Consider the following 19994-nt stretch of genomic DNA (forward strand, 5'->3'; position numbering starts at 1 on the left):
CCGGTACGGACATAGTGGGCGGCCGATGTTTCCGGAACAAGACCTCGGCGTCGCCGACATGTCGATCGGCTCGCTACTGTCGGGGCGTGTCCACCGAGCCTCTGCGCTGCGCCGGCGCCCTCATCGTCGACGACGACGACCGGCTTTTCTTCCAGCGCCGATCCCCGCACCGACGCCTGTTTCCCAACTGCTGGGACGTGGTCGGCGGCCACCTGGAGTCCGGCGAGGATGTCGAGGCGGCGCTGCGCCGCGAGGTGACCGAGGAGACGGGCTGGACCGTCTCGCACCTGCTCGGCCCGGTCGGCGAGTACCGCTACGTCGGCGACGACGGCCTGGCCCGGATCGAGTACAACTGGCTGGTCCGGGTCGAGGGAGACCTCACCCGACCACGGCTGGAGGTCGGCAAGCACACCGAGTTCCGGTGGCTCGCCGAGGAGGACGTGGCCCTGTTGGACGAACACCGGGACGTCAACGACGGCCTGATCCGCCGGATCGCGGAGGAAGCCTTCGCCGCCCTGCGTGCCATGGATCGGTGAGCCACGCCGTCGAGCTGGCGCCGCACCGGTACGCCGGGCTGGTCGCCCCGGCGGTCGACCGGACCTTCCTGGCCGGCATGAGGACCGGCCAGGAAGGCGGCACCGAGCTGAGCCGGCGATACGGCGGACCGGCGGCGACCGGCTTCCTGGTGGAGTTCCGCACCCGGTTGGGCGAGCCCGGCGGCACGATCGACGAGCCCGGGTTCGCCGCGGTCACCCGGTACCGGGACGCGGCCGAGTGCCGACGGGCGTTGGACAAGCAGGTCGCGTACGGGATGCTGCACCGCCGCCCGGACGGTGGGCTGGCCGCCACGGAGCGCGGGCTGGCGTTCCTCGCCGAACTCTGGCGGCTGCACGCCGAGGTGACCGCCGAACTGTGGGCCGGCCACGAGGAACGGGTGGTCCGGCTGGTCGAAGCGTTCGGCCGGCTGCTGGCGTACGCGCTGGTGCTCGCCGCCGAACAACCCGACTCGGCGGGCGCCGCGTTCGCCGCGATCGCCCCGCCGTACGAGCCGGACGGCACCCCGCCCGGCGTGCTGCTGCTCAACCGGCTCGACACGCTCCGCCACCACCGGGCCGACGCGCACGCCGCCGCCTGGGCCGTCGCCGGGCACACCGCGCTCAGCGTGACCGCCCTGCCGCCCGGCCCCGAGCGGCTGGCGATCGAGCAGGAGACAAACCGCCGGGCCGCCGGCCCGTACGAGGCGCTGACCGCCGACGAACGGTTGAGCGTGCTCGCCGACCTGGCCGCGCTCCCCGGCTGAGAGATCGTCGGAAAAGCCGGGGTCGAGCGACAGTCGCTGAACATCGGGTGAAGCCCGGTTGACGGGAGGCGGCGCCGGGTCCGGCGCTATCCTCCACCGGTGACCGGAGTCGTACGAGGGGGGAAGCCGGCATGATCGGGATGGTGCTCGCGGCCGGGGCGGGGCGTCGGCTGCGCCCGTACACCGACACACTGCCCAAGGCGCTCGTGCCGGTCGACGGCGAGGTCACCATCCTCGACGTCGCGCTGGGAAACCTCGCCGAGGTGGGGCTCACCGACATCGTGATCGTGGTCGGCTACGCGGCCGACGCGGTCCGGGAGCGGCAGGCCGACCTCGAGAAGAAGTACGGCGTGAACCTCACCCTCGTGCACAACGACAAGGCCGAGGAGTGGAACAACGCCTACTCGCTCTGGCTGGCCCGCGAGTACTTCAGCCAGGGCGTACTGCTCGTCAACGGTGACACCGTGCACCCGGTGAGCGTGGAGAAGACCCTGCTCGCCGAGCGCGGCCCGGGCATCCTGCTCGCGGTGGACACGCTCAAGCCGCTGGCCGAGGAGGAGATGAAGACCACCTTCGACGCCGCCGGCCAGCTCACCCGGATCACCAAGCTGATGGACCCGGGCGAGGCGTACGGGGAGTACATCGGCGCGACGCTCATCGAGCCGCAGGTGGCCGACGCCCTCGCCGACGCGCTGAAGGCGACCTGGCGGCGCGATCCGAACCTCTACTACGAGGACGGCTACCAGGAGTTCGCCGACCGGGGCGGCGAGGTCCGGGCGGCGCCCATCGGGAACGTCTCCTGGGTCGAGGTCGACAACCACGCCGACCTGGCCCGCGCCCGGGAGATCGCGTGCCACTACTAGCCCGGTCGGTACTGACTCCGCTCCACATCGACGTACGACGGGGGGCGGTGGCCGACCTGGCCACGATCCTGGCCGACGGGCGGATCTCCGCCGGCGGCGACGTGGCGGTCGTGGTCGGCCCCGGCCAGGGCGAGCGGATCGCCGAGCTGATCCGGCCCACGCTCGGGTCGGCCGACGTGTTCACGGTGGCGGGCGGCACCCTGCAGGCGGCCGACGACCTGGAGGGCAAGCTCCGCGCCCGGTCGTACGACGCGGTGGTCGGCATCGGCGGTGGCAAGACCATCGACGTGGCCAAGTACTCGGCGACCCGGCGAGGTCTGCCGATGGTCTCGGTCGCCACCAGCCTCGCCAACGACGGAATCGCCTCCCCGGTGGCGAGCTTGATCACCGACGGGCTCAAGGGCTCCTACGGGGTGCACATCCCGATCGCGGTCATCGTCGACCTGGACTTCGTGGAGAGCGGTCCGGAGCGGCACAATCGCGCCGGAATCGGCGACGTGGTCAGCAACATCAGCGCCCTCGCCGACTGGGAGTTGGCGCGAGTGGTGCGCGGTGAGCCGGTCGACGGTCTGGCCGCCTCACTGGCCCGGGCCGGTGCCGAAGCATTGATCAACCATCCGGGCGACATGGGGGACGACGCCTTCGTCACAGTCCTCGCGGAGGCGCTGATCTCCAGCGGCCTGGCGATGGCCATCTGCGGGACCAGCCGCCCGTCCAGCGGCGGCTGTCACGAGATCATGCACGCGGTCGACGCGCTCTTCCCGGGGACCGCCTCGCACGGCGAGTTGGCCGGGCTCGGCGCCCTCTTCTGCACCTGGTTGCGGGGGGACACGTACCGCTTCGGCCAGATGGTGTCCTGCCTGGCCCGGCACAAGCTGCCGGTCACCCCCGCGGACGTGGGGCTGACCGACGAGCAGTTCGTCGACGCGGTGATCTTCGCGCCACGTACCCGGCCAGACCGATACACCATCCTCGAACATCTGGCGCTGTCGCCTTCCGACGTCCGGGCGCGGCTGGCAGACTACGCCGGTGCAATCCACGACCGCCTTGGCTGAGCCGTTTCGTCCCACCGTCGCCGATTTCCACCGGACAAACCGGGGCGGTGGCCTGTTCAGTGAGTCGATCAGCCAGTGGCTGGGGGCCGCCTTCGCGGTCGCCGCGCACCGGCTGGGTCTGCGCCCGACGGCGCTGACCATCACGAACCTGGTGCTGGGGCTGGCCACCTCGATCACCGTGGTCGCACTCGCCGACCGGGTGGCCGCCGGCGAGGTTCCGGCCTGGGTCGTGGGGCTGCTCGCGCTGGTCGGCTGGCAGGTCGCGTACTCCCTGGACTGCGCGGACGGCCAGCTCGCGCGGGTGACCGGGACGGGCAATCCGGCGGGTGCCCGGGTCGACGTGCTCGCCGACGTGGCCGCCCAGATCGCCCTGGTCGCGGCGCTCTCCGCGACCGCCGTGGCGCAGCACCCGTCGACCCCGATCTGGCTGGTCGCGACGTTCGCCGGCACGTGGATGGTCAACCTGGTCACGTCGGTGATGCAGGCCGGCCCGAACGCGGCGAGCATGGTCACCTCGACCTCGCTGCCCGTACGCCTCGTGAAGCTGGTCCGCGACTACGGCGCGGTGATCTTCGTGGCCGCGCTGGTGCTGCTCCTCGCCCCCGCCCTGACGCTCTGGGTGATGGTGGCCTTCACGGTCGTCAACGGCGGCTTCCTACTGGCCAGCATCGCCTTCTCCGCCCGCGCCTCCTACCGCTGACCCACCCCCCCCACCCTCCGCCCCGCGTGGGCGCACTTTCACGGAAAGAGTGGCTTCCGGAGCCCGGATAGCCACTCTTTCCGTGAACGAGTGGGTTCACGCTCGGCGTGAGGGGCAGCCGGTCAGGGGGTGAGGGTGGTGTAGATGTCGATGAGCTGGCTGGTCACCACGTCCGGGTGGAAGGTGCGCTCGTAGCGCGAGCGCGCGGCCGACGACAGTGCGGCGGCACCCGCCCGCGCCACCGGAAGGGCCGCTGCCAGCGCGGCCGCCTCGGGCGGCACCGCCCAACCGGCCTCGCCGGTGACGATGCCCGCCGGCACGGCGGACGTTCCGGAAACGGGTCCCGAGAGCGGCACGGAGCTGGCTGAACCGGTCGCGGCCGAGGCCTCCTGGGCCGAGCCGGTCCCGGCCGGTACCCGCGCGGTGTCCGCCCCGACCAGGTACGGGATGCCGCCCAGCGCGGTGCCGAGCACCGGCCGGCCACTCGCCAGCGCCTCAATGATCACGGTGGGCAGCACGTCGTGCCACGTCGAGGTGGCGAGCACCACCGCGCTCGCCTCGAGCGCGGCGCGCACCCCGGCCCGGTCCAGCGTGCCGAGGTAGGTGACGTCCGACCGTTCGGCGGCCGCCGCCTCGACCAGCGGGCGCAGCTCGCCGTCACCGGCGATCCGCAGCGTGCCGAGCGTGCCGTCCGGGTGCCGGCGCCAGGCGTCCAGCAGCAGGTCCAGCCCCTTCTCCGGGGAGAGCCGGCCGAGAAAGAGGAAGCCGTCGCCGAGCGGCGCGGGCAGCCCCGGGTCCGGGATCCCATTCGGCTTGATCACGATCCGGTCGGCCGGGATGCCGTAGTCGCGCAGGTGCGCGGCGACCGCCGAGGTCAGCGCGACGTACCGATCCACCGACCGCCAGGTGGGCCGGTGCACCGCCAGCGTGGTGGCCATCAGGGCGCTCTGCGCGCGGGAGTTCCGGTAGCAGCGGTGCACGATCGCCGGTACGCCCAGCGCCCGGCCCCGGCAGTCCTGGCAGATCATCCCGTCCCGGAAGTAGAGCCCGGAGGAGCAGACCTGCCGGTAGTTGTGCACGGTCTGCACCACCGGCACGCCGTGCTTGTGGGCGGTGCGCACCACCCAGGGCGAGAGCAGCGGGTACGGGTTGTGCAGGTGCAGCACGTCCGGGCGGTGCTCGGTGAGCAACCGGCTCAGTTCCTGCTGGGCCTGCGGCGCGTAGATCGGCGAGATCGGTAGCAGCGCCTTCGCCGCCTTCGACATCGAGGGGATCTCGTCGGAGCTGCGGATGAACGGCAGCACCTCCACGCCGGCCGCGGTGAGCTGGGCGATCTCCGCGTCGACGATCGTATTCTCCCCGGACGGCTGAGCCTGCCGGTACCGGTTGTGCGCCACCACGATCTTCACTGAGCTCGCCCTTTGTTCGCGATTGCCGGACTCGCGAGCTCGCTCCTCGCGCTCACGGGGCCACCATCGTTCCCGACTGCGGGACTCGCAAGCTCGTTCCTCGCGCTCACGGAAAAGAAGGCTACCGTTGTCTGATGCCCGAGCTACCGGAGGTTGAGGCGCTCGCGGGTTACCTGCGTCAGCGCGCGGTGGGGCGGCGGGTCGACCGGCTGGAGGTCGCCGCGATCAACGCCCTGAAGACGTACGATCCGCCGCCGACCGCCGCGACCGGCCGCACGGTGGTGGACGCGCGCCGGCACGGCAAGTTCCTGGACGTGGTCTTCGACGGCGACCTGCACCTGATGGTCCACCTGGCCCGGGCGGGGTGGCTGCACTACCGGGAGGCGTTCCCCAGCGCCGCCCCGCTGCGCCCCGGCAAGGGCCCGATCGCCGTGCGGGTACGCCTCGACGACGGTTCCGGCTTCGACCTGACCGAGGCCGGCACCCAGAAGAAGTTGGCCGCGTACCTGGTGACCGACCCGGCGGCGGTGCCCGGAGTGGCCAAGCTCGGCCCGGACGCGCTCACCGCCGACCTGCCCACGTTCACCGAGCGGCTGCGCAGCCGCCGGGGCCGGGTGAAGCTCGTGCTGACCGACCAGGCGGTGCTGGCCGGGGTGGGCAACGCGTACTCCGATGAGATCCTGCACGCCGCGAAGCTCTCGCCGTACGCGCTCACCGACCGGCTGACCGACGACCAGATCGCCACCCTGCACGCGGCCACCCGGCAGGTGCTCGGCGACGCGGTCGGCCGCTCGTTGGGGCAGCGGGCGGCGGAGCTCAAGGGTGAGAAGCGCTCCGGGTTGAAGGTGCACGCGCGTACCGGGCTGCCCTGCCCGGTTTGCGGCGACACCGTCCGGGAGGTCTCCTTCTCCGATTCGAGCCTCCAGTACTGCCCGACGTGCCAGACCGGCGGCAGGCCGCTCGCTGACCGACGGCTGTCCCGACTCGTACGGTGAGTAACGACACTCGGGAGCTACGGAGCGGAATCGTCCGGAGAACGCGGAAGGTCCTGCTCCGGAGTTCCACCAACGGCACCATCCATCGGTATAGTGGCCCGGTCCCCGGCTTCTGATATGCGTGAAGCCGGCCAGATCCCGCCGGCACCAGCGGGGCGCGATGTCCTTCGGGTCCGGCGCCCGGCCCGGCCGGTCGTGGGAGACTGGGACGGTGGGCGACCCGGGTCCTCACGATGAGTGAGCGGCCCGCGTCATGCGGGAGGACATGGGTTGAGGTGACGGCAAGCCTCCAGCGCCCGGTAACCAACACAGGCCGGAGCGAACTCGTGCGGCACGTCGACAGCTTCGAGATCCAGCCGCCGACGCCGCCGTCGCACAACGGCGTTCCCCGGTCGGCGTGGGCCCGGGCCCGCCGGCGCGTTTCCCGCTGGCACCGTCCCTACATCGCCATCCTCCTGCTGCTCGACTTCGCGGCCGCCGCGTTCGCCAGCTTCACCGCGATCCACACCTTCGACCAGGCGCGGTCGGGCTTCTACAACGCCCAGGAGAACCCGACCTGGTTCTTCACGGTGGCGTTCGTGCTGCTGCCGCTGGGCTGGGTGCTGATCCTCTGGGGCAACCGGGCGTACGACCGGCGCTACCTCGGCCTCGGGCCGGACGAGTTCAAGCGGGTGATCCGGGCCGGCGTCGCGGTCGCCGCCACGGTCTCCTTCCTCGCCTTCGCCACGGTGACGCAGCTCTCTCGTTGGACCGTCGGCACCGCCCTGCTCGGTGCCCTGCTGCTCATCCTGCTCGGCCGTAGCCTCGCCCGGTTCGTGCTGCACGTCATCCGGCGCAACATCGGCCAGGGCGGTCACCGGATGATCCTGGTCGGCACCCTGCCGGAGTGCCTGGAGGTGCACCGGGCGGTCACCCGGAACCCGGCGGCCGGTCTGGTGCCGGTCGCCATCCACCTCACGGACGGGTACACGGCCGCCCGCGGGATCGAGACTCCGGTCCCGGTCTACACGGGTCGCGACGTGCTCGCTTTGGTGCGGGAGGTCGGCGGGGATACCATCGCCGTGTGCGGCTCGGCCAGCGCCGAGCCGGGCGAGCTGCGCCGCCTCGCCTGGCAGCTGGAGGGTTCCGGCGTCGACCTGGTGGTCGCCCCGCAGCTCACGGACATCGCCGGCCCTCGGGTGCACATCCGCCCGATCGAGGGACTGCCGCTGCTGCACGTCGAGGAACCGACCCTGTCCGGGCCGGCGCTGCTGGCCAAGAACCTGCTGGACCGGTTGGCCGCCGGGCTCGGGCTGCTGCTGCTGATCCCGGTCTTCGTCGCCATCGCCGTGGCGATCAAGATCTCCGACTCGGGACCGGTCTTCTTCCGGCAGCCCCGGGTGGGCCACGAGGGCCGCACGTTCCGGGTGTGGAAGTTCCGGACCATGTACGTCGACGCCGAGGAGCGGCTGGCCAGCCTGGTCGACCAGAACGAGACCGACGGCATGCTCTTCAAGATGAAGGAGGACCCCCGGGTCTTCCCGGTGGGCCGCTTCCTGCGCGCCTCCTCGCTGGACGAGCTGCCGCAGCTGATCAACGTGCTCTGGGGGGAGATGTCGCTGGTCGGGCCGCGTCCGCTACCGGCCGACGACGGCGACTTCCTGGGCGACGTCCGCCGGCGGCTGCTGGTGCGGCCCGGCATGACCGGGCTCTGGCAGGTCTCCGGCCGCTCCGACCTCTCCTGGGACGAGGCGGTCCGGCTCGACCTCTACTACGTCGACAACTGGTCGCTCGCGTACGACCTGAGCATCCTCTGGCGCACCGTCGGCGTGGTGCTCGCCCGCAAGGGCGCGTACTGACCCCTTGGCGGCAGGGCCCGGAGCCGACAGGATCTGGGCGTGGGTGGCAACGTCTCGGCCGTCTTCGCCGTCGTCTTTCTGGTCAGCGCGCTCGCTGCGGCCCTGTTCGCGGTGGGCCGGCTGCGTGCGCGCCGGGGCATCGCCACCGCCACCCAGCGGGCCACCTACGAGGTGCTGCACACCGCTGGGCTGGCCGCTGAGCCGTTGCGCGCGGGGTTGAGTGCGGCGGGCGCGGCGAAGTCCGTACGCCATCTTCGGGCCCTGGTGGGTGCACCCGGGTTGGCGCTCACCGACCGGAACGAGCTGCTCGCGCTCGACGGGCGGGGTGCCCACCACGGCGAGCAGCTGCTGGCCGCGGCGCGGCGGGCTGTGACATCGGCCCGGTCCACGGTCCTGGGCGAGTCGGAGCTGCAGTGCGACCGGGTGGACTGCCCGGTACGGGGCGCGGTGGTCGCTCCGCTGACGGGCGCGGACGGCGAGTCCGTCGGCGCCCTGCTGGCGATCGCCGACGGGCCGCCGGCACCCGGCCTGGTGCAGGCGACCCTGGAGACCGCGCACTGGGCCGGCAACCAGCTCGCTCTGGCGGAGCTGGACTCGTCCCGGGAGCGGCTGGCCCGGGCCGAGATCCGCGCGCTGCGGGCCCAGATCAGCCCGCACTTCATCTACAACGCGTTGACCGCGATCGGCTCGTTCGTCCGCACCGACCCGGAGCGGGCCCGCGAGCTGATCCTGGAGTTCGCCGAGTTCACCAGGTACTCGTTCCGGGCGCACGGTGAGTTCACCACGCTGGCCGAGGAGCTGCGCTCGATCGACCGCTATCTGATCATCGAGCGGGCCCGGTTCGGCGACCGGCTCCAGGTGCGCCTGCAGATCGCCCCCGAGGTGCTGCCGGTGACCCTGCCGTTCCTCTGCCTGCAACCGTTGGTCGAGAACGCGGTCCGGCACGGGTTGTCCCGCAAGCCCGGCACGGGCATGGTGAGCATCGAGGCCCGGGACGCCGGTGCCGAGTGCCACATCACGGTGGAGGACGACGGGGTGGGAATGGATCCGGCCACGCTGACCACCGGCATCGCCGAGCTGGCCCGCAGCACCGGCGACCCGGGGGAGGATTCCGGCCAGCACGTCGGGCTCTCGAACGTGGACGAGCGGCTCCGCTCGGTCTTCGGGGACGGCTTCGGGCTGGTCGTGGAGACCGGGCTCGGCTCGGGCACGCGGGTGAGCATGCGGATTCCGAAGTTCCACCCCGGGGTACGGGCGGGCTCGTGACCGAGCGGAGCGAGCAGGCCGGCCGGGTCGGCGCGGTGAACCCGTCGGGGTTTCTCCGGGTGCTGGCGGTGGACGACGAGCCCCCGGCGCTGGACGAGCTGGCGTACCACCTGCGGGCCGACCCGCGGGTGGCCCGGCTGCACACCGCCGGTGACGCGACGGAGGCGCTCCGGCTGCTCCGCGACGGCGACGTGGACGTGGTGTTCCTGGACATCAGGATGCCCGGACTGGACGGGATGGAGCTGGCCCGGGTGCTGCGCCGGTTCGCCCGACCGCCGGCGATCGTCTTCGTCACCGCGTACGACGACGGCGCGGTCGACGCGTTCGACCTGGGCGCCACCGACTACGTGCGCAAGCCGGTACGCGCCGACCGGTTGGCCGAGTCGCTGCGCCGGGTGATCGGTTCGCGGGTGGTGCCGTCGCACCCGGCGGCGCTGGCCCGGGCCGAGGAGGATCCGACCATCCCGATCGAGCTGGCCGGTACGACCCGGATGCTGCCGCGGTCGGCGGTGCGCTGGGTGGAGGCGCAGGGGGATTACGCCCGGCTGCACACGGCGGACGGCTCACACCTGGTCCGCGTCTCGCTGGCCACCCTCGCGGAACGCTGGGCGGACGCGGGGTTCGTGCGGATCCACCGGTCGTACCTGGTGCAGTTGAAGCTGATCGCCGAGTTGCGGTTGGTGAACTCCGGCTACGTGGTGGTCATCGACGGCACGGAGCTGCCGGTCAGCCGCCGGCACACCCGGGAGCTGAAGGACAAGCTGGTTCGCGCGGCGAAGCAGGACTGGAACCGCTGACCGCCGCGCCCGAGCCGCCGGCCCCGGCGGAGCGTCCGCCACGCCGTGCGGCCGGGCCGGGAGCGAGCGGGAGGTCGTGCCCCTCGAGGGTGATCGACTCGGCTTCGTGAAGTCCGGGTGTCCGCCTGCTCGTGACGCCGGGCATGCGTGGAGGTTCGAGCGAATCAAGCGTGAGTCGCCTAGCGGCGCGGGAATGAAGGCGGCCTGCCGTACACTGTACGACAGGCCGTACGACTTCGAGGAGGACGCCGTGACCGACGCCCCGTACGACGCCGCAACCGAGTTCGACCGCCAGGTGCAGCGCCTGGTGGAACTCGGCTATCCCAAGCTGGCCGGAACGGCCGAGGACGACTTCCGGGACCTGGTCGCCCCGCTGCGGGCGGCCGCCGTCATCGGCACGGCCGGGCTGCCGGCCCCCACCGCGGCCCGGGTTCCGTTCCTGCTGGTGGTCACCCGCGACCTGATCCCGGTGGAGGAACGCCTGCCGCTCACCACGCTGGCCGGCAAGCGCAAGCCCGGCTTCCTCGATCGCCACTACGCCGACGGCGACCTGGCCCGCTTCGACCCGATCAAGGAGTTGGAGGTGCCGGCCGGGCCGGCGTACCTGCTCTTCGACGTCGACCGCGGGGAGGAGACGCTGAACCTGCCCCCCTCGTCGGCGATGGAGAGCATCACCGGCCAGGGCCGGCTGCCGCTCACCATCGACGAGGGGATCGCCTTCGTCACGCTGCACCCCGCCGCACTGGAGAAGAACAAGTGCTTCTCGCTGGTCGGGTCACGTAGCGGGGACAAGCGGGTGCCGGCGCTCTGGATCAGCCAGGGCGCGCCGAAGCTCGGCTGGTGCTGGTACGGCAACCCGCACACCTGGCTCGGCTCCGCCTCCGCACGACCGGACCGCGTCGGCCTGTCCTGACCCCGCGGGCCCTCCACAGCGTTCTCCACCGGGTTATCCACAGGGGTGACCCGTAATCCACAGGTTATGCACAACTCCTCCCGGAGGAATCCGGGTGTGCCTCCGCCCTGCGCCAACCGGGGCACTCGACCACCGTGCTCTTGACAATCCCATCGAACCAACGAGACTGCCGGGGTGTCCGCCATCGACGATCGCGCGTCGACACCCGGTGCCGAAGGACGACCGGAAGCCCCGGTGCAGTCCGCCGTCGGCGGCCGGTCGGTCCCGCAACCAAGGACGCGGATCGTGCTGGCCGACGTGTCCGGCCGCGACAACCGGGGCGACCGGACCCGCGCCGAACTAGCCCAGCAGACCCGGGTCGGTGAGGCGCTCGTCCGGGGGCTGGTGCGGGCACAGCTCGCCCTGGCGCTGCGGCTCTCCCTGGTCGTGGTGATCGGGCTCGGCGGCCTGCCCTGGCTGTTCGCCATCGCGCCCTCGGTCAGCCGGGTCACCGTGCTCGGGGTGAAGCTGCCCTGGCTGCTGCTCGGGGTGGCGAGCTTTCCGTTCCTGATCGGGGTGGGCTGGGCGTACGTGCGGCTGGCCGAACGCAACGAGCAGGACTTCACCGACCTGGTCCAGCGGCCGGAGCGTTGAGGTGGAGAACGGCCTCGTCGTACCGGCGATCGTCGCGGTCACCCTGCTCACCGTCGGCATCGGCTTCTACGGGCTGCGGCTGGCCCGGACCACCTCCGACTTCCTCGTCGCCTCCCGGGCGATCAGTCCGACGTGGAACGCGGCCGCGATCGGCGGGGAGTACCTGTCGGCGGCGTCCTTCCTCGGCGTCGCCGGACTGATCCTCAAGTACGGCGTGGACGTGCTCTGGTATCCGGTCGGCTTCGCCGCCGGCTACCTGGCCCTGCTGCTCTTCGTGGCCGCCCCGCTGCGCCGCTCAGGGGCGTTCACCCTGCCCGACTTCTGCGAGCTGCGGCTGGGCTCCCGCCGACTGCGCATCCTCGCCACCGCCTTCGTGATCTTCATCGGCTGGCTCTACCTGGTGCCGCAGCTCCAGGGCGCCGGCCTCACCCTCGCCACGGTCACCGGCTCCGCGTACCCGGTCGGTGCCGTGCTGGTGGCGGTCGTGGTCACCGCGAACGTGGCACTGGGTGGCATGCGCGCGATCACCTTCGTCCAGGCGTTCCAGTACTGGCTGAAGCTGACCGCGCTCGCCGTACCGGCGATCTTCCTGGCTCTGCAGTGGCAGGCCGACGCCCGGCCGGCCGTCGCCCCGCCGGACGGGCCGTTGTTCCGGACCGCGACCAGCGTCGTGGTCGAGCATCCCGCGAACCTCACGTTCCCCGACGGCGAGATCCGGGCGGTACGGCCCGGCGAAACCATCTCCTTCGACGCCGGCGACCCGGTGCCGGAGGTGGCCGGCGTGACCATCGACGGCACCGACTGGCTGCTTCCGAGCACGGCCGGGACCGACGACCGGGGTCTGTTCGCCACCTACTCCCTGATCCTGGCCACGTTCCTCGGCACCATGGGGCTCCCGCACGTGCTGGTGCGCTTCTACACCAATCCGGACGGGGCGGCGGCCCGCCGCACCACCCTGGTCGTGCTGGCGCTGGTGGGCCTGTTCTACCTGTTGCCCACCATCTACGGGGTGCTCGGCCGCATCTACACTCCGCAGCTGCTGGTCACGGGGCAGACCGACGCGGTGGTGGTGCTCCTGCCGGAGGCGGCTCTCGGCGACGGAACGACCGGCCGGCTGCTCGCCGCCCTCGTGGCGGCCGGCGCGTTCGCCGCCTTCCTCTCCACCTCGTCCGGTCTGCTCACCAGCGTGGCCGGGGTGATCTCGACGGATGTGCTCGGACGGGGCTCGGTACGCGGCTTCCGGCTGGCCACCGTGATCGCCGGCACCGTGCCCGCGATCCTCGCGTTGAACGTCTCCGGGTTGGACGTCTCGCAGGTGGTCGGGCTCGCCTTCGCCGTCGCCGCGTCCAGCTTCTGCCCGCTGCTGGTGCTCGGCATCTGGTGGCGGGGGCTGACCGACCTCGGCGCCGCCGCCGGGGTGCTCGTCGGCGGCGGCGCCGCGATCGCGGCCGTGCTGGTGACCGTGGTCGGCCCGCCGTTGTCCGGTTGGCCGGCGACGCTCGTGGCACAACCGGCCGCGTGGACCGTGCCGCTGGCGTTCACCGTGACGGTCCTGGTCTCGGCGGCCACCCGGCGGCGCGTACCCGCAGACGTCGGCGCGACCATGCTCCGCCTGCACGCCCCGGACACCCTGCGCCTCTGACCGGGGACGGCCCTCGACCGTCACACACCATGCCCGGGTCGGAGCGCGCCGGAACCGGGACCTGTACGCCTCCGGGAGGACGGAAGGTCATCCCCGGGCGGGTCTACCGGGTCGCGCCGGAGGGATAGGTTCTGGTGCATGACCGATGAGCACCCGGCGCTTTCCCTTCGTGGCCTGGCCAAGCGGTTCGACGGCAAGGTGGCGGTGGCCGGCGTCGACCTGGACGTACCGGCCGGCTCCTTCTACGGCCTGCTCGGGCCGAACGGCGCCGGCAAGACCACCACGCTCTCCATGGCCGTCGGGCTGCTCCGGCCCGACGGGGGCCAGGCCCGGGTGCTCGGGCAGGACGTCTGGGTCGACCCGGTCCGCGCGAAGCAGCTGCTCGGCGTGATGCCCGACGGCGTACGCCTCTTCGACCGGCTGAGCGGCGCGGAGCTGCTGGCGTACCACGGTCTGCTGCGCGGCATGGACCCGGCGGTGGTCGACCAGCGGACGGCCGAGTTGCTCGACGTGCTGGCGCTCACCGACGCGGGTCGCACGCTGGTGGTGGACTACTCGGCCGGCATGAAGAAGAAGATCGGCCTGGCCTGCGCGCTGCTGCACGGGCCCCGTCTGCTGGTGCTGGACGAGCCGTTCGAGGCGGTCGACCCGGTCTCGGCCGCGCTGATCCGGGACATCCTGGCTCGGTACGTCGCCAGCGGCGGCACCGTGATCTTCTCCAGCCACGTGATGGAGGTCGTGGAACGGCTCTGCTCGCACGTGGCGATCCTGGCCGAGGGCACGATCAAGCGGGTCGGCACGATCGACGAGGTACGCGGGAAGCGCTCGCTCGAAGACGTCTTCGTCGAGGTCGTCGGCGGCCGGACGGCGACCGGTGAGGAGCTGGCGTGGCTGTCGAACTGACCGCGCCGGCGGTGCCGGCCCGCCGGGTGTCGGCCCGGCACTTCGTCCGGCTCAAGCTGCGCGTGATGGGCAACAACTTCCGCGGTCAGGGCCGGCGCATCGCTCTCTTCGTGGCCGGCGCACTGGTCGGGCTCTGGCTCGCCGGCACCGGCTTCGTCTTGTTCGCCACGCCCGGGTTCGCCGACGGCGGCCGGTACGCGGCGATGGTCGCCGCGTTCGGCGGCGGCCTGCTGGTGCTCGGCTGGCTGCTGCTGCCGCTGGTCTTCTTCGGCGTGGACGAGACGCTCGACCCGGCCCGCTTCGCGCTGCTGCCGCTGCCGCGCCGGACGCTGGTCACCGGGCTGTTCGCGGCCGCCCTCGTGAGCGTGCCCGCGGTCGCGACGCTGCTGGCGCTCTTCGGGCTGGTGGCCACCGCCGGCGCGCTCGGCGGCTGGTCGGCGGCCCTCGTGCAGGTGGTCGGTGTACTCGCCGGGGTGCTGCTCTGCGTGGCCGCCGCCCGAGCGGTCACCAGCGCATTCGCCTCCATGCTGCGCTCGCGCCGGGTCCGCGACCTGGCCGCCGTGCTGCTCGCCGTCGCGGCCGCGCTGCTCGGCCCGTTGCAGTTGGTCGGCATCTCGGCGCTGCAGGAGACCGACTGGGACAGCCTCACCGGGGTGTCGGAGGTGGTCGGGTGGACCCCGTTCGGGGCGCCCTGGACGGCCGGCATCGACGTGGCCGAGGGCCGCGCCTGGGCCGCGCCGATCAAACTGCTGATCACCGCGCTCGCGTTGCTGGCGCTGGTCGGCTGGTGGTCCCGTTCGCTGGAGTCGGCGATGGTGGGCGCGGCAAGCTCCGGAGGCGCCCGGGCGAAGAGCGACCCGACCGGCGGCGCGGTCAGCCAGCTCTTCCCGCGTGCCGCCACGTGGGCCCGGCGTGACCAGTTCGGCGCGCTCGTGGCCCGGGAGGCCCGCTACTGGTGGCGGGACGCCCGCCGGCGGGCCAACCTGATCACCATCGCGGTGGTCGGCATCTTCGTCCCGGTGCTGGTCAACCTCGGCGGAGCCGGGTTCACCACGAACAGCGGGCAGGGCTTCGGCCAGGGCAGTGCCGAGCCCTCGGCCGGGCTGGTCAGCCTCTCCATGCTCTTCGTGGGCGTGGTCGCCGCGGTGACCCTGGCCAACCAGTTCGGTTTCGACGGCAGCGCGTACGCCGCGCACGTGGTGGCCGGCGTACGCGGCCAGCAGGAGCTGCGGGCCAGGATGACGGCGTTCTCGATCTACGTGGTGCCGATGCTGGCGGTGGTCTCGATCGTGATCGCGGTGGTGCTCGACCGGCCGGGGTGGATCGGGCTGACCGCGGGCGGCCTCTTCGCCAGCTACGGCGCGGGGCTGGCCGTGAACAGCTTCGTGTCGGTGCTCGGCGCGTACGCCCTGCCCGAGACGAGCAACCCGTTCGCGATGAACACCGGCGCCGGGGTGGCCAAGGGCTTCCTCACCATGCTCGCCATGCTGGTCACGGCGGTGGCCGCCGTGCCGATGGTGGTGGCGGCCGCGCTGCTCGGCGACGTCTGGCACTGGCTCGCCCTGCCGGTCGGCGCGGCGTACGGACTTGGTGCCGCGCTGCTCGGCGCGTACCTGGCCGGCGACGTCCTGGACCGCCGCCAACCGGAGTTGCTGGCCGCGGTGACTCCACGCCGCTGAGAGTGGCGGCGATCCGCGGCGGCGATGCTTCCTCAGCCGGGGCCGGGGCCAGGGCGGCACAATGTTTCACGTGAATCATGAGCCCGGAGCGGAGATCCATCACACCGATCCGTTCGCCGTGCCGGCCGGTCAACGCTCGCCCGCGCGCCGGCTGCGGGGCCGCCTCGCCGCGCCGGTCACGCTCTGGACGGCACCCGGGCCTGCCGGGCTGACCGTGTCGTCCACCCTGGTCGCCGAGGGTGAACCGGACCGGCTGCTCGGACTGATCGACGCCGAGTCGGACCTCTGGGCGGCGGCCGAGTCGGCCGGGCGTTTCGCGGTGGCACCGCTGGGCCCGGCGCACCGGCAACTCGCCGACCGTTTCGCCGGCCTGTTCCCGTCTCCGGGCGGGCTGTTCGCCGTCGGCGCCTGGACCGAGACGCCGTACGGTCCGGTGCCGACCGACGCCGGCGGGTGGGCCGGCTGCCGGCTCGACAGCGCCCGGGAGTACGGCTGGGCGCTGCTGGTCGAGGCGACGATCGAGGCGGTCGAGATGGTCGAGGAAGCGGCGCCGCTGCTGCACTACCGGGGCCGCTACCGAGAGCTGACCTGACGACCACCGACCGCTCAACGGGGTGACCTGAGTCACTCGGCGCAGCCATCCCGCCGTTCGGCGCAGCCGCCGACCGACGGCGATCTCGGCCTTCCCCGCCGGGGAGCGCGCTTTCTAACGTGCGCGAAATCCCCGACGCCTGTGAAGGTGGTGATCCACAAATGTCCACGGACACACCCACGCCGGCCGCGTCCGCGCCCGACCGGTACCTCGCCGTACAACGGTCGGACGAGTTCGCCGGCCTGCGTCGCGCCCTGCGCGGCTTCGTCTTTCCGATGACCGTCGCGTTCTTCCTGTGGTACGCGCTCTACGTGATCCTCTCCGCGTACGCGCGGGACTTCATGGGCACGAAGCTGATCGGCAACATCAACGTCGCGCTGGTCTTCGGCCTGCTCCAGTTCGTGTCCACGTTCCTGATCGCCTGGCTCTACTCCCGGCACGCCGACCGGAAGATCGACCCGGTCGCCGACCGGATCCGCGACGAGATCGGGGAGGTGACCCATGGATCCGGTCCTCGCGGCTGAGGCGGGCGGCACCACCGCCCGCAACCTGACCATCACGCTCTTCCTGATCTTCGTAGCGGTGACTCTGGCGATCACGATCTGGGCCAGCCGGCAGACCAAGACCGCGACCGACTTCTACGCCGGCGGCCGGTCGTTCTCCGGCTTCCAGAACGGCATGGCGATCGGCGGCGACTACATGTCGGCCGCCTCGTTCCTCGGCATCGCCGGCCTGATCGCCCTCTACGGGTACGACGGCTTCCTCTACTCGATCGGGTTCCTGGTCGCCTGGCTGGTGGCCCTGCTGCTCGTCGCGGAGTTGCTGCGCAACTCCGGCCGGTACACCATGGCCGACGTGCTGGCCTTCCGGATGCGCCAGCGTCCGGTGCGTACCGCCGCCGCGGTCTCCACCATCACCGTGTCGATCTTCTATCTGCTGGCGCAGATGGTGGGCGCGGGCGCGCTGGTCGCGTTGCTGCTCGGCATCAAGCCGGGCACCACGTTCCTCGGCATGGACGCGGACGCCGCCAAGATCGCCACCATCATCATGGTCGGCGCTCTGATGATCATCTACGTCACGGTGGGTGGCATGAAGGGCACCACCTACGTGCAGATCGTCAAGGCGTTCCTGCTCATGAGTGGCGCAGTGGTCATGACGCTGCTGGTGCTCGCCAAGTACAAGTTCAACCTGTCGTCGCTGCTCGGTGATGCCGCGTCCTCCTCGGGCAAGGGCAGCGCATTCCTGGAACCCGGCCTGCGCTACGGCGTCGAGGTCGCCGGCAACGCGACGCAGACCTTCTACAACAAGATGGACCTGCTCTCGCTCGGTATCGCCCTGGTGCTCGGCACCGCCGGCCTGCCGCACATCCTGATCCGCTTCTACACGGTTCCGACCGCGAAGGCCGCCCGCAAGAGCGTGCTCTGGGCGATCGGCATCATCGGCACCTTCTACCTGCTCACCCTGGCCCTCGGCTTCGGCGCGGCGGCCCTGGTCGGCAGCGAGGCGATCACCGCGCAGGACAAGGCCGGCAACACGGCGGCACCACAGCTGGCCCAGGTGCTCGGGGTCGACTTCCTCGGCGGCGACCTGGGCGGGGCCACCCTGCTCGCAGTCATCGCCGCGGTGGCGTTCGCCACCATCCTCGCCGTCGTGGCCGGGCTGACCCTGGCCTCCTCGTCGAGCTTCGCGCACGACTTCTACGCCAACGTGCTCAAGAACGGGCAGGCCTCGGAGCGGCAGGAGGTGAACGTCGCCCGGATCTCCGCGCTGGTGATCGGTGCGGTCTCGATCGCGCTCTCCATCTTCGCGCAGAACCTGAACGTGGCGTTCCTGGTGGCGCTCGCCTTCGCGGTGGCCGCCTCCGGCAACCTGCCGGCGATCCTCTACAGCCTGTTCTGGAAGCGGTTCAACACCTCGGGCGCGGTCTGGGCCATCTACGGCGGCCTGCTCGCCGCGGTGGTGCTGGTGTTCTTCTCGCCGGTGGTCTCCGGAGCACCGACCGCGATGTTCCCCGACCACGACTGGCAGTGGTTCCCGCTCTCCAACCCGGGCCTGATCTCCATCCCGTTCGGCTTCCTCTGCGGGTGGATCGGCACTCTCGTCTCGAAGGAACGTGACGAGAAGAAGTACGCCGAGCTGGAGGTGCGGTCCCTGACCGGCGCCGGCGCGCACTGACCGACCACCGAGAAGGGCATCCACCGGACGGGCACTCCGTCCGGAGGGTGCCCTTCTCGACGCCCGATCACGGACGCGGGCGGTGCCGGCTGTCGGGCGGCCGTCGTGTCGTCGCGACTCGCGCGGCCGGGGGCTGAAGAACCGACGACGCTAAGTAAGCTGACGGCCATGAAGGTCGCACCCCGCTTCGGCTCCGGTCACCGAATCCTCGTCACCGGCGGTGCCGGCTTCGTGCCGTCGCACCTGGTGGACGCCCTGATAGCGCGCGGTTGCACCGTGGTCGCGCTGGACAACTTCGTCACCGGGTCGAAGGAGAACGTCGCCCACCTGCTGGACACGCCGACGTTCACGCTGGTCGAGGCGGACATCTCCGACGGGCTGCCGGCGCACCCGGCCCTGGCCGAGCGGTTCGACGCGATCCTGCACATGGCCTCCCCAGCCAGTCCGACCGACTTCGAGAAGCTGCCGGTGGAGATCCTCCGGGTCGGCTCGGTGGCCACCCTGCACCTACTCGATCGAGCGGTCGCCGACGGCGCCCGGTTCCTGATGGCCTCCACCTCCGAGGCGTACGGGGACCCGAAGGAGCACCCGCAGCGCGAGTCGTACTGGGGCAACGTCAACCCGATCGGTCTGCGCAGCGTCTACGACGAGGCCAAGCGCTTCTCGGAGGCGGCGACCATGGCGTACCACCGCAGCCGGGGGCTGGACACCGCGATCGTACGGATCTTCAACACGTACGGTCCGCGGATGCGGCCGGACGACGGCCGGGCCATCCCCACCTTCATCTCCCAGGCGCTGCGCGGCGAGCCGATCACGGTGCACGGAACCGGCGACCAGACCCGGTCGATCTGCTACGTGGAGGACCTCGTCCGGGGCATCCTGCTGCTGCTCGACTCCACCGAGACCGGCCCGATCAACTGCGGGACCGAGCACGAGATGAGCATGCGCCAGCTCGCCGAGACCATCATTTCGCTCAGCGGCAGCAGCTCCGAGGTGACCTACATCACCCGCAGCGCGGACGACCCGGAGATGCGCCGACCCGACCTGACCCTCGCCCGGGAGCTGCTCGGTTACGAGCCGACCGTGACGCCCGAGGACGGCCTCCGGCGCACGATCGAGCACTTCCGCAGCCGCCTGTTCTGACTGTGAGGCTGGCGGGGTCGGTCCCGCAGGTGGTGGGCTGATGGTCGGCGGCAGCGGACGTGACTCTTGTTCTGACTGGCTTCGTGCCTTT

At 71.7% G+C, this 19994-nt stretch carries 18 protein-coding genes and 1 pseudogene; 18 read left to right on the forward strand and 1 reads right to left on the reverse strand.

Annotated elements, in window-relative coordinates; all coding sequences use genetic code 11:
• Positions 1-86: 86 nt before the first annotated feature.
• The 5 genes from BXA10_RS28150 to BXA10_RS28170 all read left to right on the forward strand — a co-directional run bounded on the left by BXA10_RS28150 (position 87) and on the right by BXA10_RS28170 (position 3918).
• Positions 87-536 carry an NUDIX domain-containing protein gene (locus BXA10_RS28150; RefSeq protein WP_076473875.1) on the forward strand — a complete coding sequence of 150 codons (450 nt, stop codon included), beginning with the start codon at positions 87-89 and terminating at the stop codon, positions 534-536.
• Entirely contained in the window at positions 533-1300 is a 768-nt protein-coding gene (locus BXA10_RS28155) for a hypothetical protein (RefSeq protein ID WP_076473876.1), read from the forward strand. The genes BXA10_RS28150 and BXA10_RS28155 overlap by 4 nt, the downstream gene beginning before the upstream one ends.
• Positions 1301-1431: 131 nt before the next feature.
• A complete protein-coding gene (locus BXA10_RS28160; RefSeq protein ID WP_076473877.1) occupies positions 1432-2163 on the forward strand; it encodes a phosphocholine cytidylyltransferase family protein in 732 nt (243 codons plus the stop codon).
• Positions 2151-3218, forward strand: coding sequence for an iron-containing alcohol dehydrogenase family protein (locus BXA10_RS28165; protein WP_076473878.1), 1068 nt, complete (start codon positions 2151-2153; stop codon positions 3216-3218). Before BXA10_RS28160 ends, BXA10_RS28165 begins: the two co-directional genes overlap by 13 nt.
• On the forward strand, positions 3193-3918 hold the full coding sequence (locus tag BXA10_RS28170) for a CDP-alcohol phosphatidyltransferase family protein (protein ID WP_076473879.1): 726 nt from the start codon (positions 3193-3195) through the stop codon (positions 3916-3918). The genes BXA10_RS28165 and BXA10_RS28170 overlap by 26 nt, the downstream gene beginning before the upstream one ends.
• Positions 3919-4040: 122 nt before the next feature.
• Here BXA10_RS28170 and BXA10_RS28175 read toward each other — a convergent pair whose 3' ends face one another.
• Positions 4041-5327 carry a glycosyltransferase family 4 protein gene (locus BXA10_RS28175; RefSeq protein ID WP_076473880.1) on the reverse strand — a complete coding sequence of 429 codons (1287 nt, stop codon included), beginning with the start codon at positions 5325-5327 and terminating at the stop codon, positions 4041-4043.
• Positions 5328-5461: 134 nt separating this feature from the next.
• Here BXA10_RS28175 and BXA10_RS28180 point away from each other — a divergent pair, with 134 nt between their 5' ends.
• The 13 genes and pseudogenes from BXA10_RS28180 to BXA10_RS28240 all read left to right on the forward strand — a co-directional run bounded on the left by BXA10_RS28180 (position 5462) and on the right by BXA10_RS28240 (position 19903).
• A complete protein-coding gene (locus BXA10_RS28180; RefSeq protein ID WP_076473881.1) occupies positions 5462-6322 on the forward strand; it encodes an Fpg/Nei family DNA glycosylase in 861 nt (286 codons plus the stop codon).
• A gap of 326 nt (positions 6323-6648) precedes the next feature.
• On the forward strand, positions 6649-8160 hold the full coding sequence (locus tag BXA10_RS28185; protein WP_076473882.1) for a sugar transferase: 1512 nt from the start codon (positions 6649-6651) through the stop codon (positions 8158-8160).
• Between the two features lie 39 nt (positions 8161-8199).
• Entirely contained in the window at positions 8200-9426 is a 1227-nt protein-coding gene (locus BXA10_RS28190; RefSeq protein WP_076473883.1) for a sensor histidine kinase, read from the forward strand.
• 35 nt (positions 9427-9461) lie between these two features.
• Complete coding sequence (locus BXA10_RS28195) at positions 9462-10223, forward strand: LytR/AlgR family response regulator transcription factor (protein WP_076473892.1); 762 nt, start codon at positions 9462-9464, stop codon at positions 10221-10223.
• A gap of 250 nt (positions 10224-10473) precedes the next feature.
• Complete coding sequence (locus BXA10_RS28200; protein WP_245828594.1) at positions 10474-11136, forward strand: DUF5701 family protein; 663 nt, start codon at positions 10474-10476, stop codon at positions 11134-11136.
• Between the two features lie 234 nt (positions 11137-11370).
• Positions 11371-11769: a DUF485 domain-containing protein gene (locus tag BXA10_RS28205; protein WP_076473894.1), complete on the forward strand. Its 399-nt coding sequence runs from the start codon at positions 11371-11373 to the stop codon at positions 11767-11769.
• 1 nt (position 11770) lies between these two features.
• A complete protein-coding gene (locus tag BXA10_RS28210; protein ID WP_076473884.1) occupies positions 11771-13411 on the forward strand; it encodes a sodium/solute symporter in 1641 nt (546 codons plus the stop codon).
• Positions 13412-13549: 138 nt separating this feature from the next.
• Entirely contained in the window at positions 13550-14314 is a 765-nt protein-coding gene (locus BXA10_RS28215) for an ABC transporter ATP-binding protein (protein WP_076473885.1), read from the forward strand.
• The gene (locus BXA10_RS28220; protein WP_076473886.1) at positions 14299-15993 is read left to right on the forward strand and encodes an ABC transporter permease; all 1695 of its coding nucleotides are present in this window, start codon (positions 14299-14301) and stop codon (positions 15991-15993) included. Before BXA10_RS28215 ends, BXA10_RS28220 begins: the two co-directional genes overlap by 16 nt.
• 52 nt (positions 15994-16045) lie before the next feature.
• Positions 16046-16585: pseudogene (locus BXA10_RS28225) on the forward strand (flavin reductase family protein); the annotation flags it as partial.
• A 161-nt stretch (positions 16586-16746) separates the two neighbouring features.
• Positions 16747-17109 (forward strand): DUF485 domain-containing protein, encoded by a 363-nt coding sequence (locus tag BXA10_RS28230; RefSeq protein ID WP_076473887.1) that lies wholly within the window; start codon positions 16747-16749, stop codon positions 17107-17109.
• The gene (locus BXA10_RS28235) at positions 17087-18760 is read left to right on the forward strand and encodes a solute symporter family protein (RefSeq protein ID WP_076473888.1); all 1674 of its coding nucleotides are present in this window, start codon (positions 17087-17089) and stop codon (positions 18758-18760) included. The genes BXA10_RS28230 and BXA10_RS28235 overlap by 23 nt, the downstream gene beginning before the upstream one ends.
• A 168-nt stretch (positions 18761-18928) precedes the next feature.
• Positions 18929-19903: an NAD-dependent epimerase/dehydratase family protein gene (locus BXA10_RS28240; RefSeq protein WP_076473889.1), complete on the forward strand. Its 975-nt coding sequence runs from the start codon at positions 18929-18931 to the stop codon at positions 19901-19903.
• Positions 19904-19994: the final 91 nt, after the last annotated feature.

Source organism: Micromonospora avicenniae (assembly GCF_900156065.1).
GTDB classification, from domain to species: Bacteria; Actinomycetota; Actinomycetes; order Mycobacteriales; family Micromonosporaceae; genus Micromonospora; species Micromonospora avicenniae.

What these genes read in the sequence shown, in the direction of transcription:
- BXA10_RS28160 (WP_076473877.1), top strand. Translation starts at nt 1,432, where the DNA reads ATGATCGGGATGGTGCTCGCGGCCGGGGCGGGGCGTCGGCTGCGCCCG.
- BXA10_RS28180 (WP_076473881.1), top strand. Translation starts at nt 5,462, where the DNA reads ATGCCCGAGCTACCGGAGGTTGAGGCGCTCGCGGGTTACCTGCGTCAG.
- BXA10_RS28215 (WP_076473885.1), top strand. Translation starts at nt 13,550, where the DNA reads ATGACCGATGAGCACCCGGCGCTTTCCCTTCGTGGCCTGGCCAAGCGG.
- BXA10_RS28230 (WP_076473887.1), top strand. Translation starts at nt 16,747, where the DNA reads ATGTCCACGGACACACCCACGCCGGCCGCGTCCGCGCCCGACCGGTAC.
- BXA10_RS28235 (WP_076473888.1), top strand. Translation starts at nt 17,087, where the DNA reads ATGGATCCGGTCCTCGCGGCTGAGGCGGGCGGCACCACCGCCCGCAAC.
- BXA10_RS28240 (WP_076473889.1), top strand. Translation starts at nt 18,929, where the DNA reads ATGAAGGTCGCACCCCGCTTCGGCTCCGGTCACCGAATCCTCGTCACC.